Source organism: Saccharicrinis sp. GN24d3, from assembly GCF_052400645.1.
GTDB lineage: Bacteria > Bacteroidota > Bacteroidia > Bacteroidales > Marinilabiliaceae > Saccharicrinis.
In genome coordinates, this window is sequence record NZ_JBQTGI010000014.1 from 16113 (window position 1) to 33339 (window position 17227).

Genomic DNA, 17227 nt, shown 5'->3' on the forward strand with positions numbered 1-17227 from the left:
GTGATAAGAAGGAATATACTTTTTTTCTTGCGTTTGCGTAAAATCATATATGTGTTGGATTGTTTATTTATGTCCCAATATACACTATTGGACAATACTTTACAACATCCTTTGACAAAATAAAGCGATATTAATACTAACCTGAACGATTCATAATTTATAGAAATAATGCATAAAATTCAGCACCTGTCCGGCATAATTGCGGGAATAGTCCCGTCCCGGATAACCTACCTAAATAAATCCGGAACGATCTGTTACGAAGGATTTCGGGAGTTTTTCCCGAACTTGATTCTGGGAAACGTAATAAAAAATCAGGTCTAGTCGCTGTCGGATACAGAAATGATTTTTGAAACATCGTTCGGTGCAGCCAGCTATTTGGGTCTAGAACAATTATAACGCTTAAATCAAACAATCATCTGGGACCTGGCATTAGGCATTTTAAACTCCTTAGCGTAAGCAGGCACCAACGGTCCCGATTGCTATCAGCACAGAAAATCTTACATGGCTGTATTTAAGTAAGGTTTCGAATTTGATCATCGAATTGACATTTAGAGGATGTCTAATGACTATTTTGGGATAATTTATCCCTTGTCAGCGAAACAAGGGCAACACGCTTATCAGTAATAAAAACATGATTTCAAAATATTTTTTATGGAATCGAAGCCCACCAGAAACAGTTGACCGAATACTGCACTTTTGTCACAAAAACATGACAGGATTATATTGAATTTCTTTCTTCCCGTGTCAATATTTCATCAAACTGACATAAATGCCACGTGGCACAGCATTTGAAACAATGCTGATCGAGTTCACATATAGACAATTTAAAAATCTTATAATAAATTAAATAAAAATGGGAAAAATAATTGGAATCGACTTAGGTACAACCAACTCTTGTGTTTCCGTGATGGAAGGAAGCGAGCCGGTTGTAATTCCAAATAGCGAAGGTAAAAGAACCACACCATCAATTGTTGCATTTATTGATGGAGGAGAGAGAAAAGTAGGTGATCCTGCAAAACGTCAGGCTATTACAAACCCTGCTCACACCGTATATTCTATCAAGCGTTTTATCGGTGACAACTATGACGAAATTCCTAAGGAAGTTTCTCGTGTACCATATAAAGTAATCAAAGGCGATAACAATACCCCACGTGTTGTTATCGGAGATAGAAAATATTCCCCACAGGAAATCTCCGCCATGATTCTTCAAAAAATGAAGAAGACTGCCGAAGATTATCTTGGACAAGAAGTAACCGAGGCGGTAATTACTGTTCCTGCTTACTTTAACGACGCACAACGTCAAGCTACCAAAGAAGCTGGTGAAATAGCTGGTTTAACGGTGAAACGTATCATCAATGAACCCACTGCTGCATCTTTGGCATATGGCCTTGACAAGATGGACAAGGACATGAAGATCGCCGTGTTCGACCTTGGTGGTGGTACTTTTGATATTTCCGTTCTTGAGTTAGGCGATGGTGTATTCGAAGTAAAATCTACCAACGGTGATACTCACCTGGGCGGCGACGACTTTGACGATGTGATCATTAACTGGTTGGCAGATGAATTTTTAAAAGAGGAAGGCATTGATTTACGCAAAGACCCAATGGCGCACCAGCGTTTGAAAGATGCAGCCGAAAAAGCGAAGATTGAGCTTTCGAGCAGCAACTCAACTGAAATCAACCTGCCATATATTATGCCTGTTGACGGTATTCCAAAGCACTTGGTGAAAACATTAAGCCGTGCTCAATTCGAGCAATTGGCCGACAAATTAATACAGGCTACTTTGGCGCCATGTAAGGAAGCGTTATCTGATGCAGGAATGTCTCCGTCCGATATTGACGAAGTAATCCTGGTGGGTGGTTCAACCCGTATCCCTGCAATCCAGGAAATTGTGAAAAGTTTCTTCGGGAAAGAAGCTTCCAAAGGTGTGAACCCGGATGAAGTTGTAGCAGTAGGTGCCGCTATCCAGGGAGGTGTATTGACCGGTGAAGTTAAGGATGTATTGTTATTGGACGTTACGCCGCTTTCGTTAGGTATTGAAACCATGGGTGGTGTCATGACCAAGCTGATCGAATCCAACACTACTATACCGACCAAGAAATCGGAAACATTTACAACAGCTGCTGACAACCAGCCTTCGGTAGAGATTCACGTCTTACAGGGCGAACGTCCGATGGCTAACCAAAACAAAACAATTGGTCGTTTCCACTTAGACGGAATTCCACCAGCACAGCGTGGGATACCTCAAATCGAAGTGTCTTTTGACATTGATGCAAATGGTATTCTTCATGTAACAGCTAAAGATAAATCAACCGGTAAAGAGCAAAGCATCCGTATCGAAGCTTCTTCCGGCTTGAGCGATGACGAAATCAAGCGCATGAAGGACGAGGCCGCTGCCAATGCAGAGGCTGACAAGCAAGCCAAAGAGAAGATTGACAAGATGAACGGGGCCGACAGCCTTATCTTCCAAACCGAAAAGCAATTAAAAGAGTTTGGTGATAAGTTACCTGCTGACAAAAAGGCGCCCATCGAAGCTGCGCTTGAAAAATTAAAAACTGCTCACAAAGCTGAAGATTTGGCCGGTATTGATGCTGCAACTACAGAGTTGAACACAGTATTCCAGGCTGCTTCGCAGGAGATGTACAACGCTAGCCAAGCTGATGGTGGTGCTCAACCAGGAGGTGCTCAACCAGGACCTGATGGAGGACAACAAGCACAAGGCAGCAAAGCTAAAAGTGGCGACGACGAAGTGACTGATGTAGATTTTGAAGAAGTCAAATAAATAGCGATTATTAACAATAATCAATAATTAGCAAAACGCAGTAAATCTTTGATTTACTGCGTTTTTTGTTTGTGAGAAATTATTTATTTAAATAGTCTCTTATTATTTTCCGTCATACATAAGTACCATATTTGTTACGCACGTTATTTGATGTTAATGTGCGTGTTAAACAGTCTTATTAGGTCATATAGATGCTTATTTTATATAACGAAGCTAAAAACTGACGAAAGCATGGCGAAAAGTCAATTGAAATTACCAAAGATTTGTGAGCAATGTGGCCTATTTTTCCGCTCATTATTTATTCCAATTCCTTTTGAAAATCTTCCAGAAATATCAGATCGGTTGCTTAAGGGTGTGAAATGTGACCTATGCTGAATAATTGAATGAAAAAAATATACATAACTAAAACCGTGTTCTTAGAAAATCCCTAATATAAATATGGTCAACCCCATCATAACCATCTCCAGCCAATTTATCCATAGAAACTACCACCTTAGGATGGTTGTCATCAATTTTCAAGAGGTTCCCAAACTCACGCTTAACCGTTTCCTCCTTTTCTAGTAGATATGAAACCTGTACATATTTCTTATTATTGCTTCTTTCACAAACAAAATCAATCACCTGCGCATTCAACACGCCTACTTTTACTGAATAACCGCAAAACAACAGATGATTGTATACCAAATTTTCAAGAATCTTAGCAATATCATTGGTTTTATAACCCACTATCGCATTTCTGATTCCAATATTTTCAAAGAAATATTTGTCTCCTATCTCAAAGATTCGTTTCCCTACTATATCGTACCGCCTTGCTGGTAAAGTAATAAACGCACTCGACAAATATTTGATATAATTCTGAATTTGTACAGAAGATATATTTACTTTTTGCGATTTTAGAAAGTCACTAATTTTTTTTGCGGAAAAAAGACTACCTACATTATCTGCTAAAAATATAACCAAACGTTCAAGAAACTGGGTATTCCTCAGATTAAACCGACTCACCACATCTCGATATATAATAGTACTATATATATTTTTAAGATATTCAAAAATAACATCGTCATTAAGCGGTAAGTTGGTTATGTATGGAAGTCCTCCATACTTCATAAACAATGCTAAACTATCATCTGAATCATCTAGTGAATGAAACTTCAGAAACTCAAGGTAGGACAAACTATAGACGCTAATCTCAATATATCTCCCACTTAAAGTAGTTGCCAGTTCTCCGGAAAGCATCTTGGCATTACTTCCTGTAATATAAATATCAATATTTTCATTCAGAGCTAAAGAGCGCAAGGCTGCTTCGAAATCTTCAACGTCCTGAATCTCATCTACAAACAAATAGTTGGGATTTGATGATGATAGATGCTCAATCACATAATTATTTAAATCCTTTGCGGTTTTAATGAAATCAAAAGCCAAATCCTCCAGATTTATATAGATTATATTGGCGTTATCATATCTTTTTGAAATAAGATTTATTAGCTGAAATAGAAGATAAGATTTACCAACCCTTCTTTGTCCTGTTAACACCTTTATTAAAGAAGTATTTATGAAGGGATCAATTTTAGATATATAATCTTCTCTTGAAATGATATTTTTGGGAATATTCACAGCAAACAATGTTTTAAGTATACCTTAACTATTTGCATATATAATACATTATTTAAACTATACTTTAAACTTTTTCTGTAAAATTTAATCATATTTTAATAAGATAATTCAGTTATCTTTTTAATTGATTCAATTGTGATTGCCCTCTTTTGTGCGGAATTGTTTTTATGGTATACAGTTACGCAACTCTAAAAATATAGATGTCAAAATAATGAATTAATACTTTATCCCTTATTAAGTCTACATTGGTTCAATTCTTTGATAATTGAGGAACTTATAAAGAAGAGTACATTTGTTCCATATTTGTTTCATATAATTATAAAGCTCTGATAATAAGCAGCGGTTAATTTTGAAGAGGTAAAGTAGATAGCGATTATTAACAATAACCAATAATTAGCAAAACGCAGTAAATCATTGATTTACTGCGTTTTTTGTTTGTGAAAAACTATTTTCTAGGGTAATTGTAGAATAGTATTTTATAAAAAAAAAAGAAGCACCCAATTATTTGGGTACTTCTCCTCCTTAAATTCTACGCTAAAGATTACTGTCTATTGTTTCGGTTGGGCTTTTCTCCAACCCGCTTTTAATTGTTTCGAAAGTTCTTCGATCGATTTTGTATATTCAGGATCATTAGCCCTGTTTTTATTTTCCTGAGGATCTATCTCATGATCATATAACTCACTTCTTAAAAACTCTCCTTTTGTATCGTCAATCCATTTATACCATTCTACATAACGAAAGCGGTCGGTTCGAAGGGCATAACCCATTTGCTCGAATGGAATCGTTGTTGTACGTCCGTAACGTCCTAAAAGAAATTGGCTAAAGGCTCCACTTTTCCATACCAAATCAGGATTTTCAAGGAGTGGTGTAACACTCGTGCCCTGTAAATGTTCTGGAATTGGAATACCTGCCATGTCACATAAGGTGGGATAAATATCGACAAATTCTGTTAATGCATCACTCTGTCTGCCTTTGGCTTTAACACCTGCACCACTAAAAATCATCGGAACACGTGTATCTATTTCATAGGTAGTTTGCTTGCACCAGCCATTGTGTTCGCCAAGTTTCCAGCCATGGTCACCCCATAAAACCACAATGGTATTTTCTGCCAAACCCAACTCATCAAGCGCATCTAACAAACGGCCAATTTGTGCATCGGTATACGTAACACTGGCATAGTAACCGTGTTTAATTTCTTTCTGACGTTCAATATCCCAGGGCTCTTGACTGGGTAATGGCAGATCATGACAATCGGAATATCCTCTCAACTCTGCTTCACCATGAATCAGATAGGCAGGCACTCCTTCTGGAACAAATTGATTTTCAGCTAATGGAATCTCATCTCTGTTATACATGTCCCAATATTTTTTAGGGGCATTAAACGGAAGGTGAGGACGATAATATCCTACAGAAAGAAAGAAAGGTTTATCTGCCGACTTTAGTCTTTTAAGAATATTTATGGCCTCAGTAGTCTGAGCACCATCATAATATGCATCATCGTCTGCTTCAGCAATCTCCGTGGCATTTGCTTTTACATACCAATGCCCGCACTGATCAATTCTTGATTTCCCTGCAGCCTTTAACGCTTCAATTTTTTCTTTTTGGATTTCCAGATTTTCTTCGTTCAGATAAAAAGCATCCGGATCGAATGGAAAACCATCGAGATTTTGAGGTACTTCCGACCAAGAAATAGTGTCCGGATCATTGTTATGAAAGGCTTTCCCCAAACCAACTGTATGGTATCCATTTTGTTTAAAATATTGAGGTAGGGTAACCACATCAGGCATAGTATGTCTGAATTCGGTAATTAAATCCCACACTTTTATTGAATCGGGACGAAGACCTGTAAGCAAACTCGCTCGCGAAGGATTACAAACTGCCTCCTGGCAATAAGTTCGGGTAAAGGTTACCCCTTGCTTGGCCAACCTGTCCATATTAGGAGTTATTACGTAATCGCTTCCGTAGGCACCAAACTCAGGACGTAAATCATCAACAGGAATAAATAGAATATTAGGTCGTGCCGTCTTTTCTTTTTCCTGCTCCTTCGAAGGAGATGTGCAGCTAGATAGCAAAACTAAGATTGCTATCAATAAATTCCATTTTACTTTAGTCTGTTTCATATGTTTAAAAATTAGCAAAACTCTGATAACCAGCGCAAACTTCAATCATGCTCCTGTGTGGCCTAATTATTTGCCCCGGCCATGCCGGTTTCATCTATTTATATTTTAAAAATTTTACTACTAGGTCAACATCCCAAGAGGGTTGTCCATCTATTTTTAATAAAAATTGTAAAACCCTCAATATCTTGCCCTAATAGTTTGCCTTTATTAAATATTAAATTGTATTTGTTTGCATTACAAAACCTTGCACCTGTATACAACAACTTTTACCTTTTATTAAAATATAATTGTTTAAGTTGTTCAGAAAGAGCACTCACCATTTCTTTATATTTTGGATCCTCAGCCAGATTTGTGTTCTCTTGTGTATCCATTTCATGGTCGTACAACTCGGTACGTAAGTATTCTCCCTTAGTACTGTCTTGTGCAATCCATTTGTACCATTCCACATAGCGGTAACGATCAGTACGCATAGCATATCCCATTTGTTCTTCGTCTATATTTGTTGTACGTCGATCACGCCCCAGCAAATACTGGCTTAAAGCCACCTGTTCCCATTTCTGGTCGGGATTGGAAAACAACGAAGCCATGCTTGTTCCTTGTAAATGTTCAGGAACGTCAAGCCCGGAAAAATCGCATAAAGTAGGATATATATCTACTAGCTCTGTAAGCGCATACGACTTCTTACCTTTGGCATCCACCCCTGCCCCACTAAAAATCATGGGAACACGGCAGTCGATTTCATAGTTGCTTTTCTTACCCCAACCATTATGCTCTCCAAGTTTCCACCCATGGTCTCCGAAAAGCACGACAATAGTATTTTCACTTAAGCCGAAACGTTCTAAGGCATCAAGTAATCTGCCAATCTGGGCGTCGGTATACGATACACTTGCATAATAACCATGCTTAATTTCACGTTGACGATCTGCATCCCAGGGTTCTTCGATAGGCAAAGGAAGATCCTGGCAGTCGGTATAACTTTTCCTAAGCTCAGAGTCACCATGAACCAAAAAAGCAGGAGTCCCTTCTGGTACAAATTGATTTTTGGCTAATGGAATTTCATCACGATTGTATAAATCCCAATATCTTTTAGGTGCATTAAAAGGCAAGTGTGGTCGGTAATATCCTACGGAAAGGAAAAAAGGTTTATCCTGTTTTGCCAATCGTTCCATCACCTCAATTGCGCGAGTGGTTTGTGCCCCATCGTAATAGGCGTCGTCTTCCACATCGGCAATTTCAGTGGCATTTGCCTTAACATACCAAAATCCACACTGGTCAATCTTTGATTTTCCGGCTGCTTTTAATGCTTCAATTTTTGCTTGTTGAATTTCAAGGTTTTCTTCGGTTAAATACACTGCATCCGGATCGAATGGAAAATCATCGAGATTTTCAGGAATTTCGGACCAGGAAATAGTGTCAGGGTCGTTATTATGGAAAGCTTTCCCAAATCCCACCGTTTGATAACCGTTTTGTTTAAAATACTGTGGAATAGTAAGCACATCGGGAACCATATCTCTGAAGCGAGTTTTGTTATCCCAAATACGAAGAGAATCCGGACGAAGACCAGTCATTAAACTAGCCCTTGATGGATTACATACCGATTGCTGACAGTAGGCGCGCATAAAGGTAACCCCCTGTTTGGCCAATCGATCCATATTTGGCGTTTTTATAAAATCGCTTCCGTAAGCACCAATTTCAGGACGCAAATCGTCAACCGGAATAAATAGAATATTGGGTTGTTTCGCCACACTCTTCGACTTTCCCTCTTTTGATGAACAAGAGGAAAGCATTACCACTCCTAAAAGAAAGAGCGATAGTGCTAAAACGAATCTACCTCGATTCATAATCCCTATTTTTTATTGATTATACTGTTCATCAAACTTTATCATGTTTTTGCTTTTAGCAGCACTTACAGGTTCCAGTTTAGACTGTACTAGCTTTTTATTCAATTTTGACATATCAGCGTCCAATACTTCATACAGCTCATCAAGGTGCATTTTTAATTCGGCAGCAAGCTCGTCATACACATTTAAATAAGCAGCTGTTGGTTTCATGTCACCAACTTCCAAATGGCTTCTCAAACCGGTTAAACGGTCATTTAAACGAATAGGAAACGCAATTTTGTCTTTCGGACTTTGATTTTTCAGCTGATAAAACTTATCGGCAACCAAAGTGATTTTTGTCAAGAATGAACCAGCTTGTTTCTGAAGGCTATTGCTATTAGATGATTCCAATATATTTTCAACATCAGCTTTTACTTTTCGATAAAGAATGACAGCTTCATTGGCAGCACTCTCACAAGTTCTAATTTTCATTGCAAGTTCAAATTGTTCTTTCATGTCTTCAACAGAAACATCCGTTAATCTCGGATCTTTTTCCACTTCAAAACTTTCGGTTTGTGTTTTACCATTTACGGTTAACCGGGCCGAATAAGTTCCTGGAGTAGCCCATGGCCCCCTGTCTGGCTTACCACCTTCCAGAATAATATTTGCAAAAGTTGTAGCACCTTCGTAGCGAAGGTCCCAATTTAATCTGATCATTCCGGAATTAGTAGTTTTTTCATTCACTAACTGAACCACCATATTACCTTTATCATCCACTATGTCAAGTATTATCTGGCTATCCTTTTCCTTCACAAAAAAGTCGATAGTTGCTGGAGTAGCTCGTCTGATGGCCTTTGCCGGCTTAAACAAATGAAATGGTTTATCGCTAATATTTGCCACAGAAACCTGACGAAGCAGTTCAATATTTTGCATTTTCCAGAACGAACGACCATGTGTTGCAATGACAAGGTCGTTTTGTTTTACGGCAATTCCCATTACCGGTGTAATTGGTAAGTTATTCGATAAACTTTGCCAGTTGTTACCGCCATTGAAAGAGACGTACACCCCATTTTCTGTACCTAAATAAACCAAGCCTTCTTTTATCGGATCTTCTGTAATTGAATGTCCAAAGTCATTCGCTTGAATTCCTGTAACAATTTTTTTCCAGCTTTTACCATAATCTTCGGTTTTCCAAACATAAGGGGCGCGATCGTCCATTTCGTAACGACGGGCTGTTGCATAAGCTACAGCCGGATTATGTTGTGAAGCTTTTATTCCGCTTACTTTACTGTCTTTCAGTAGATCCTCAGGTGTAACATTCGACCATGTTTTTCCACCATCGCGGGTTAGGTTAATAAATCCATCATCCGATCCTACCCAAATAATATCTTTTTTTAGTGGAGAAGGCTCAATGGTGTATATGGTTGCGTAAATTTCCGGACCGTCCTGATCGAAAACAATCGGACCGCCGGAATCACCCATTGTTGCTTCATCGGCACGAGTAAGATCGGGACTGATTTTTGCCCAGGTTTTACCTTCATCATTCGATTTCCATAAATACTGCGATCCAACAAATAAAGCATCTGGTTCGGCAGGCGAAACAACAATCGGATAATTCCAATTCCAGCGCTCTGGCATCACTTTAGCCGCTTCTCCCATAACAATTCTTGGGAACGGTTGCACATCGGTTACCAGACCGGTATTTCTATCATAACGATCTAAAGCGTTAGTTTTGCCTGAATAGAAAATATTGAGCTTAGTCGGATGTTGTACCACATAACCGTTCTCACCACCTCCGGCTGCATACATCATTTCGCCAGGTGCAATTCTCTCATTTCTTAAATATCCTCCATCAGATGGAACCACTGCGGTTGAATTATCCTGCTGACCACCAGCCACATGATACGGGAAGTCGTTGGTAACACTCAATCGATATATTTGCGCGGTAGCATAACGAAAATGAGTCCAGGTTTGGCCGCCAGTTACAGAAACTACTGCTCCACCATCATTGGCGTTAATCATCCTTTTCGGATTTTTCGGATCGATCCACAAGTCATGATGATCGTTATGACTAGGAGGTAAATAATGGAATGTTTCTCCGCCATCTTCCGATTTAATCAATTTAAAGCTAAGAATATAAACAACATCACGATCAACAGGGTCGGCCTGAATACGAAGAAAGTAGAAAGCACGTTGCCACAAATCCCTGTGGTTATTAATTAGCTCAAAAGTTTCTCCACCATCGTCTGATCGATACAATCCACCGTTCTCAGCTTCCACATTCACATACACTCTTTTAGAATCGGCACCAGAAACAGAAACCGTACTTTTTCCCCAGATACCTTTTGGCAAACCCTGATTTCCGGTAAGTTCTGTCCAGGTATCTCCTCCATCAACGGACTTATAAAGACCTGAACCTTCACCACCACTCCAAAGTATGTAAGGCTTCCTGTATACCTCCCAAAGGGTTGCATATAAAACATCCGGATCATTAGGATCCATTGACAAATCAATGGCACCTGTTTTATCATCTTTAAAAAGTACTTTCTCCCATGATTCACCACCATCTTTGGTTCTGTAGATACCTCTTTCGCTATTTTGTCCAAATGTATGACCAAGAGCCGCAACATAAACACGATTAGGATCTGTAGGATGAATACGAACACGGCTAATAGCTTGTGTTTCTGACAACCCAAGATGTTTCCAGGTATCTCCGCCATCGGAAGAGCGATAAATACCATCTCCCTGCAATACATTTTGGCGCAACTGCGCTTCACCCATTCCCATATATACAATGTCGGGATTAGACTGCGCAACTGCCACAGCACCAACAGAAGAACTATTGATTTTCCCATCGGTTACCGGGTTCCAGCTGTTTCCACCGTCAACGGTTTTCCACAAACCACCACCCGTAGCTCCAAAATAATATTCATTTGGTCTTGCCGAACTACCTGCCGCAGCAATGGATCTACCTCCACGTTTTGGCCCTATATTGGTCCATTGCAGATTTTCAAGTAAATCAGGATTTATTTCGTTTGTGTTTTGGGCATTTAAAGACTGTGCTACAAAAAGTAAAATGAGTAAAAAAAGTATTCCACTCATTTTGTGAGTAGCCTTTAGAATCGTATTCATACTTGGAATATTTGTACTTTTCATACTAAGGCGTTGTTTAATTATTAATAACTAATCTATGAAAATTAGACATTCTATTTTTCTCAAAAAACCTACTTTAATTCGGGCACTTTCCATTTTACAGGAGGAAGCTCCATATCGGTATCTATTCCGGACGCATCGCCGGTTTCCAGAAACTTTAAAAGTTCCTGCTTAAATTCTTTTGAAGCCTGCATTCCGGCTCCCAACGAACCATGTGGTCCTCTTTTTAAAGGAATAAACGTTGCATTTTTAAAGTAAGGAACCAGCTCTTCCGCATTTTCCAATGGAGTACTTCTGTCCCAGGTTCCCTGAATTATAACAATTGGAATTTCAGACTCAAAGTTTTGGCGGAAATCGTTCCCCAAATCGCTGTCCCAGCAATCACATCCCTTAATGTAATTCCAATTCATTTGGCCCAAAATTTCATTGGCAGGGTCGGCCAATTGTTTGGCTAATCGCTCAGGGGTAATTCCCGATCCACAATCGAGCATATAGTAACTGGCCGTTCTGTATTTTGCGGTTCCGTTGTTGTATCTATCTACTATTGATTTGGCAGCATCTTCAAATTCTCCATTATAGAGTTTGATAATATCTGCCGGCCATGCTGTATAGTCGTTTGAATAACCTCTCACTAATTTTTTAGCCACGTGCTCATCAATAAGTACTTTTTGAACTTTATTAGTAGCCGGATTTGTTACTTCTACGGTAAAAGGTTTTTCTTTTGCACGCTTGATGATTGTTTTTACAGCAGCAACTAAACCACCATCAGGAATTAAGCCTTCCAATTCTTCGGCTTCTTCAGCTTCTTCGGCCATTCTTTCAAAAACATTCCATGCATGCCCCGGATCATCGTAAGTGTGGTCAGGACCTTCGCAACCTGTAAACACAACACGCGAAATTATTTCCGGATGTTTACGCATTAGAGTAAACCCCCAGTGCGAACCAAAACTTCCGCCCACAAGCGAAATTTTATCGTAGCCCAAGGCTTTACGCACATCATTAACATCTTCGGCTGCTTCCAATACGGTAAATCCTTTCAAGTCAACTCCATATTCTTCCCAAACCTGACGTTCTTTTGTAAGCAGTTCTTTCAAGTGTGCAACCGCTTTCTCCTCGTTGTACGCTTCGTCTGGCGCTGTTTTGTAATCGTTTTTATTTACAAGGGTTTTTGGCATTGAAGTACCAATTCCGCGTTGACTTACAATCACAACATCGGCCACATCCAGCAGGTAGCCATATTTTTTCTGAAAAACATCCAGCGACGTTACCCGCGATGGCACCCCTTGAAAACTTGGGCCACCATGAAGAAAGAAGATTGGTGGCGTTTCGGGATTCGCTTTTTCGTTACGTGCGAAACGATAAACGTCAAGCGCAATAACATCGGTATTTGCTTTTGAACGGTTTAAAGGAACAAACATGCTTGCTCTTTCTGCAGAAAGCAATTCGCCGCTAGGCAACAACATTCTTTCCGGATAAATAAACATTGTACCCGCCTTAGGTGCAGGTGCTACTGCAGTGTGCATACTAATATTTTGAGCTTTACTTATAGCTCCAATACAAAATACCAAGGCAATTAATAGTGCTATTTTTTTTGAAATCATGATTGATTTTTTTTAATTCTGTGCTTCTTTACGTGAACAAATATCTATTACTCTGGCACCACCCATTTTACTTGTGGCAATTCCATATGGTCTTTTAAATCTGAATTATCGCCACATTCCGCGAATTTTAAAAGGGCCTTTTTGAATTCGGCCGAATACAAATAAGCAGCCCTTATGGCACCGTGTGGTCCACGTTTTAAATGAACAAATTTCAGATTCTTGAAATATGGTATCAGTTCCAGCGCATTTTCGTAGGGTGTACTTCTGTCCCAGGTTCCCTGAACAATTACTGTTGGAATTTCGGTTTCAAAATTCGTACGGAATTCATCACCTAAATCGCTATCCCAACATGGGCAAGCCTTTCTGTAATCCCATTCGTATTCGATAACTTCTGTTGCCGGATCGGCCAAATGCTCTTTTAATCGTTCGGGCGTAATTCCTGAGCCACAATCGAGCATATAGTAACTGGCTGTTAATGGACGTGATCGTAAAGCGTAAGTATTCTCAATAACTTTTAATGCAGCTTTTGTAAAATCGCCATTGTACATGGTTATAATATCTGCCGGCCAGGTAGCTTCCTGTTTTCCGGTGTACCCACGGGTAAACTGTTTGGCCCAATGTCCATCCATTAAAACCTTCTCCGTTTTTCCGGTGTACGAATTCTCAACCTCAACTGTAACCGGTTTTTTGCTTAACCTTTTCACAATAGTTTCAGCAGCGGCAATTAACCCGCCTTCAGGAATTAATCCCTTTAATTCTTCCGAATTTTCGGCTTCTTCGGCTATTCTTTTGTAGGCATTCCAGGTATGCCCCGGATGATCGTAAGTGTGGTCAACTCCTTCCATCCCTCTTAAGATGGCGCGTTCAATAATTTCAGGATATTGACGCATAAGTGTCATCCCCCAATGCGAACCAAAACTTCCACCCCAAATGGTAATCTTATCGTACCCCAGAGCTTTTCTAACATCGTTTACATCTTCTGCAGCTTCCAGCACCGTAAACCCTTTTAAATCAACGCCAAGATTTTCCCAAACTTCTTTTTCTTTAGAAAGACGGTTCTGTAATTCTTCCACAGCAGCCTCTTCATTATAGGCTTCATCTAATGGCATTTTCGATTTTCTGCTATCAATTATAGTTGTTGGTTTCGACGTCCCAATTCCACGCTGACTAACCACAACAACATCAGCTACATCGGTCATAAATTGCCAATATTTTTCGAAAGTACCCAATTCTTTAAATGCCGACTCAAGTCCCTGGAAAGCAGGACCTCCATGAAGGAAAAATATGGGAGGAGTATTTGGATTGGCCTTTTCAGAAGCCTTAAATCGGTACACATCCAAGGAAATAACATCGCTGTTTTCTACTGAACGATTCATTGGTACAAACATGGTAGCACGTTCGGCATTATAAAAACTACCATCTTTTAAAAGAATTCTTTCGGGAAAGATAAACATACTTCCGGCCTCAGGAGCAGACGCTTTTGCGGTATGAAAACTTGTATTTTGAGCAATTGTTGCAGAGCTAATACAGAAAATCAGCCCTATAAAAGTCAATAACTTTTTTGAAATCATTTTTTGTTGTTGGTTATTTAAAACAAAATTTGGGCAATAAGAACCCTCATTCTTTGCCCTTAAAGCAAATAGCAAAGAAGAGCTAAGCCCAACAGTATCTTATAGAATATCTTAAATAAGAATCTGTTCAAGATTTGTTCTTAGAGAGAATAAAATCTTCTTTGCTAATTATGATATTTTCAATTACTCAGGAACTACCCATTTTAAAGGGCTCAGTTCCAAATTATCTTCAAGGTCTGAATCGTCGCCCGAAGCAGCAAATTTTAAAATTGCCTTTTTAAATTCGGGTAACTCCTTCAATGCAGCTTTAATAGCACCGTGGGGTCCGCGTTTTAAGTGTACAAATTTCAAGTTTTTGAAATACGGAGCCAACTCCAATGCATTTTCGTAAGGAGTACTTCTGTCCCAGGTTCCCTGAACCATTACGGTAGGAATTTCACATTCGAAATTCTGACGGAATTCATTACCTAAATCGCTATCCCAACATGGGCAACCATTTCTATATCCCCAGGCTGTTTCAATAAGTTCAGTAGCCGGGTCGGCCAAATGTTCTGCCGAGCGTTCGGGCGTAATACCCGAGCCGCAATCGAGCATAAAGTAACTGGCTGTTTTATAGGTTTTGCCCTGGTCATTCCATCGTCTAATAATCTTTTGTGCAGCCTTTGTAAAGTCGCCATTGTACATGGTAATAATATCAGCAGGCCAAGCTTCCAGGCTACCCGAATAACCTCTCGTAAGTTGTTTCACGGTGTGACCGTCAAATAATACCTTTTGCATTTTTTTAGTTACCGGGTTTTCCAACTCTACGGTAACAGGATTTTCGTTTAATCTTTTTACAATGGTTTCAACGGCAGCGATTAGTCCACCTTCAGGAATTAGTCCTTTTAATTCTTCTGAACTTTCAGCTTCTTCTGCCATGCGTTTGTACACATTCCAGGTATGCCCCGGATGGTCGTAAGTATGATCAGGACCTTCGAGTCCTCGTAAAATGGCGCGTTCAATAATTTCGGGGTGCATACGCATAAGCGACATTCCCCAGTGCGAACCAAAACTTCCGCCCCAAAGGGTAATTTTGTCGTAGCCCAGTGCTTTACGTACATCGTTCACATCTTCGGCCGCTTCTACCACCGTAAAACCTTTTAAGTCGACACCTAAATTTTCCCAAACATTACGCTCGCTTGTAAGCAAAGCCTGGTAGTCTTTAACTGCAGCTTCGTCGTTAAAAGCAACATCGGTAGGTTGTGCATTTCTGGTATTTTCAATTAATGTAGTTGGTTTCGATGGTCCAATTCCGCGTTGACTAACCACTACCACATCGGCAACATTGGTCATAAATTGCCAGGTTTGCTCGAAATATCCTAATACTTCAAGTTGCTCTTCAAGGCCACCAAAACGAGGCCCTCCAAAAAGATAAAAAATTGGAGGCGTATTTGGGTCTGCTTTTTCGGTAGCTTTAAAACGATAAACGTCCAGAGAAATAACATCGCTGTTTTCTTCTGAACGGTTTAAAGGAACAAACATAGTAGCTCGTTCGGCATTTAAAAAACCACCATTTTCTAAAAGAATTCTTTCAGGAAAAATAAACATGCTACCAGCCTCTGGTGCTTTTGCCGCAGCGGTATGAAATGATGTTTTTTGTGCATGTGCAATGCTGCCAATACCAAGTATTAACATCAAAAGCATTATGTGCTTTTTCATCTTATTAATTCTTTTTTGATTTATACTTTTGCTTTCTCTTTTTTTACTTCGTCGAGATAGCTGTAAACAGTAACTTTTGAGATATTCATTAATTCAGCAACCGTGTCAATAGAACCTTTTATCAGGAAAACACCTTTTTGTTCCATAAACTGAATAAGCGAAATTTTACCTTTTCTCTTCAAACTCTTAATGTCTGCATTTCCTATTATTCTTTTTATTAATTGGTTGGTTGTTTCGATAACACCTTCGTAACTGTTTGGTTTGGGTTCACTCTCAGTAATTGCCGGGGCTAATTTAAAATCATTGATAAAAGTTTGAATGGAATCAACCAATGAAATATCATAGTTAATACATAAAGCCCCGATAACAAAGTTTTTTCTGTCTCTGATAAATGCGGTTGAAGCTTTAATTTTCCTACCATCCTCTGTCGTTGTTTCATAATTAGAAAGGTAATCATCTTTAAAATTCTTCGATGATAAAACGATACTCAAAAGATGATCGAAAGGCTCTCCTATTTCACGTCCGGTAACATGTCCGTTAACCACGTAAACCACTGAGTTTTGAGGAATAGACAAATCATGCAAAATGACTTCGCAATTTTGACCAAAACTCGACCCAATCATGTTTGCAATTGGCACATAAGGTCTTAAAGAGGGAGATATTTCTTGTACTGTCATGATTCTGGATGTCTGTTTTATAATAAATTAAGTTTAAGCATGTTGTAATCTTTCCAATCAAAATTCAATATTTTAATTACAAATCATTTTATCATGCTTTCTTTTTAAGAAAAGTGTTAAAGATAGAAACTATGTACAACTTAAGAGAATAATTACATTGAACCTGGCTTAAATGTTGAATTAAAAGCAAG

The 17227-nt window shown here is 39.1% G+C and carries 9 protein-coding genes; 1 reads left to right on the forward strand and 8 read right to left on the reverse strand.

Translation table 11 applies throughout. The features are described 5' to 3' along the window. The first annotated feature begins 853 nt into the window (after positions 1-853). Positions 854-2782, forward strand: a complete 1929-nt coding sequence (gene dnaK, locus ACT29I_RS16710) for a molecular chaperone DnaK (RefSeq protein WP_430935857.1) — start codon at positions 854-856, stop codon at positions 2780-2782. A 402-nt stretch (positions 2783-3184) separates the two neighbouring features. Here the strand turns inward: dnaK and ACT29I_RS16715 are convergent, their stop codons facing one another. The 8 genes from ACT29I_RS16715 to ACT29I_RS16750 form a co-directional block, all read right to left on the reverse strand. After that, positions 3185-4396 carry an ATP-binding protein gene (locus ACT29I_RS16715; protein ID WP_444793967.1) on the reverse strand — a complete coding sequence of 404 codons (1212 nt, stop codon included), beginning with the start codon at positions 4394-4396 and terminating at the stop codon, positions 3185-3187. A 548-nt stretch (positions 4397-4944) separates the two neighbouring features. Further along, complete coding sequence (locus ACT29I_RS16720; protein ID WP_430935861.1) at positions 4945-6516, reverse strand: sulfatase; 1572 nt, start codon at positions 6514-6516, stop codon at positions 4945-4947. Positions 6517-6782: 266 nt separating this feature from the next. Continuing rightward, positions 6783-8357 carry a sulfatase gene (locus ACT29I_RS16725; protein ID WP_430935863.1) on the reverse strand — a complete coding sequence of 525 codons (1575 nt, stop codon included), beginning with the start codon at positions 8355-8357 and terminating at the stop codon, positions 6783-6785. 12 nt (positions 8358-8369) lie between these two features. Beyond that, the gene (locus tag ACT29I_RS16730) at positions 8370-11468 is read right to left on the reverse strand and encodes a WD40/YVTN/BNR-like repeat-containing protein (protein ID WP_444793968.1); all 3099 of its coding nucleotides are present in this window, start codon (positions 11466-11468) and stop codon (positions 8370-8372) included. A gap of 92 nt (positions 11469-11560) precedes the next feature. Next, positions 11561-13090 (reverse strand): alpha/beta hydrolase, encoded by a 1530-nt coding sequence (locus ACT29I_RS16735; protein WP_430935866.1) that lies wholly within the window; start codon positions 13088-13090, stop codon positions 11561-11563. Positions 13091-13137: 47 nt separating this feature from the next. Beyond that, on the reverse strand, positions 13138-14661 hold the full coding sequence (locus ACT29I_RS16740; RefSeq protein WP_444793969.1) for an alpha/beta fold hydrolase: 1524 nt from the start codon (positions 14659-14661) through the stop codon (positions 13138-13140). Positions 14662-14844: 183 nt separating this feature from the next. Then, positions 14845-16359, reverse strand: a complete 1515-nt coding sequence (locus tag ACT29I_RS16745; protein ID WP_444793970.1) for an alpha/beta hydrolase — start codon at positions 16357-16359, stop codon at positions 14845-14847. 20 nt (positions 16360-16379) lie between these two features. Beyond that, a complete protein-coding gene (locus ACT29I_RS16750) occupies positions 16380-17036 on the reverse strand; it encodes a helix-turn-helix transcriptional regulator (protein ID WP_430935872.1) in 657 nt (218 codons plus the stop codon). Positions 17037-17227: the final 191 nt, after the last annotated feature.

Coding starts and splice junctions, on each gene's coding strand:
- ACT29I_RS16750 (WP_430935872.1), bottom strand. CDS start 17,036: ATGACAGTACAAGAAATATCTCCCTCTTTAAGACCTTATGTGCCAATT.
- ACT29I_RS16725 (WP_430935863.1), bottom strand. CDS start 8,357: ATGAATCGAGGTAGATTCGTTTTAGCACTATCGCTCTTTCTTTTAGGA.
- dnaK (WP_430935857.1), top strand. CDS start 854: ATGGGAAAAATAATTGGAATCGACTTAGGTACAACCAACTCTTGTGTT.
- ACT29I_RS16735 (WP_430935866.1), bottom strand. CDS start 13,090: ATGATTTCAAAAAAAATAGCACTATTAATTGCCTTGGTATTTTGTATT.
- ACT29I_RS16720 (WP_430935861.1), bottom strand. CDS start 6,516: ATGAAACAGACTAAAGTAAAATGGAATTTATTGATAGCAATCTTAGTT.
- ACT29I_RS16730 (WP_444793968.1), bottom strand. CDS start 11,468: ATGAATACGATTCTAAAGGCTACTCACAAAATGAGTGGAATACTTTTT.
- ACT29I_RS16745 (WP_444793970.1), bottom strand. CDS start 16,359: ATGAAAAAGCACATAATGCTTTTGATGTTAATACTTGGTATTGGCAGC.
- ACT29I_RS16740 (WP_444793969.1), bottom strand. CDS start 14,661: ATGATTTCAAAAAAGTTATTGACTTTTATAGGGCTGATTTTCTGTATT.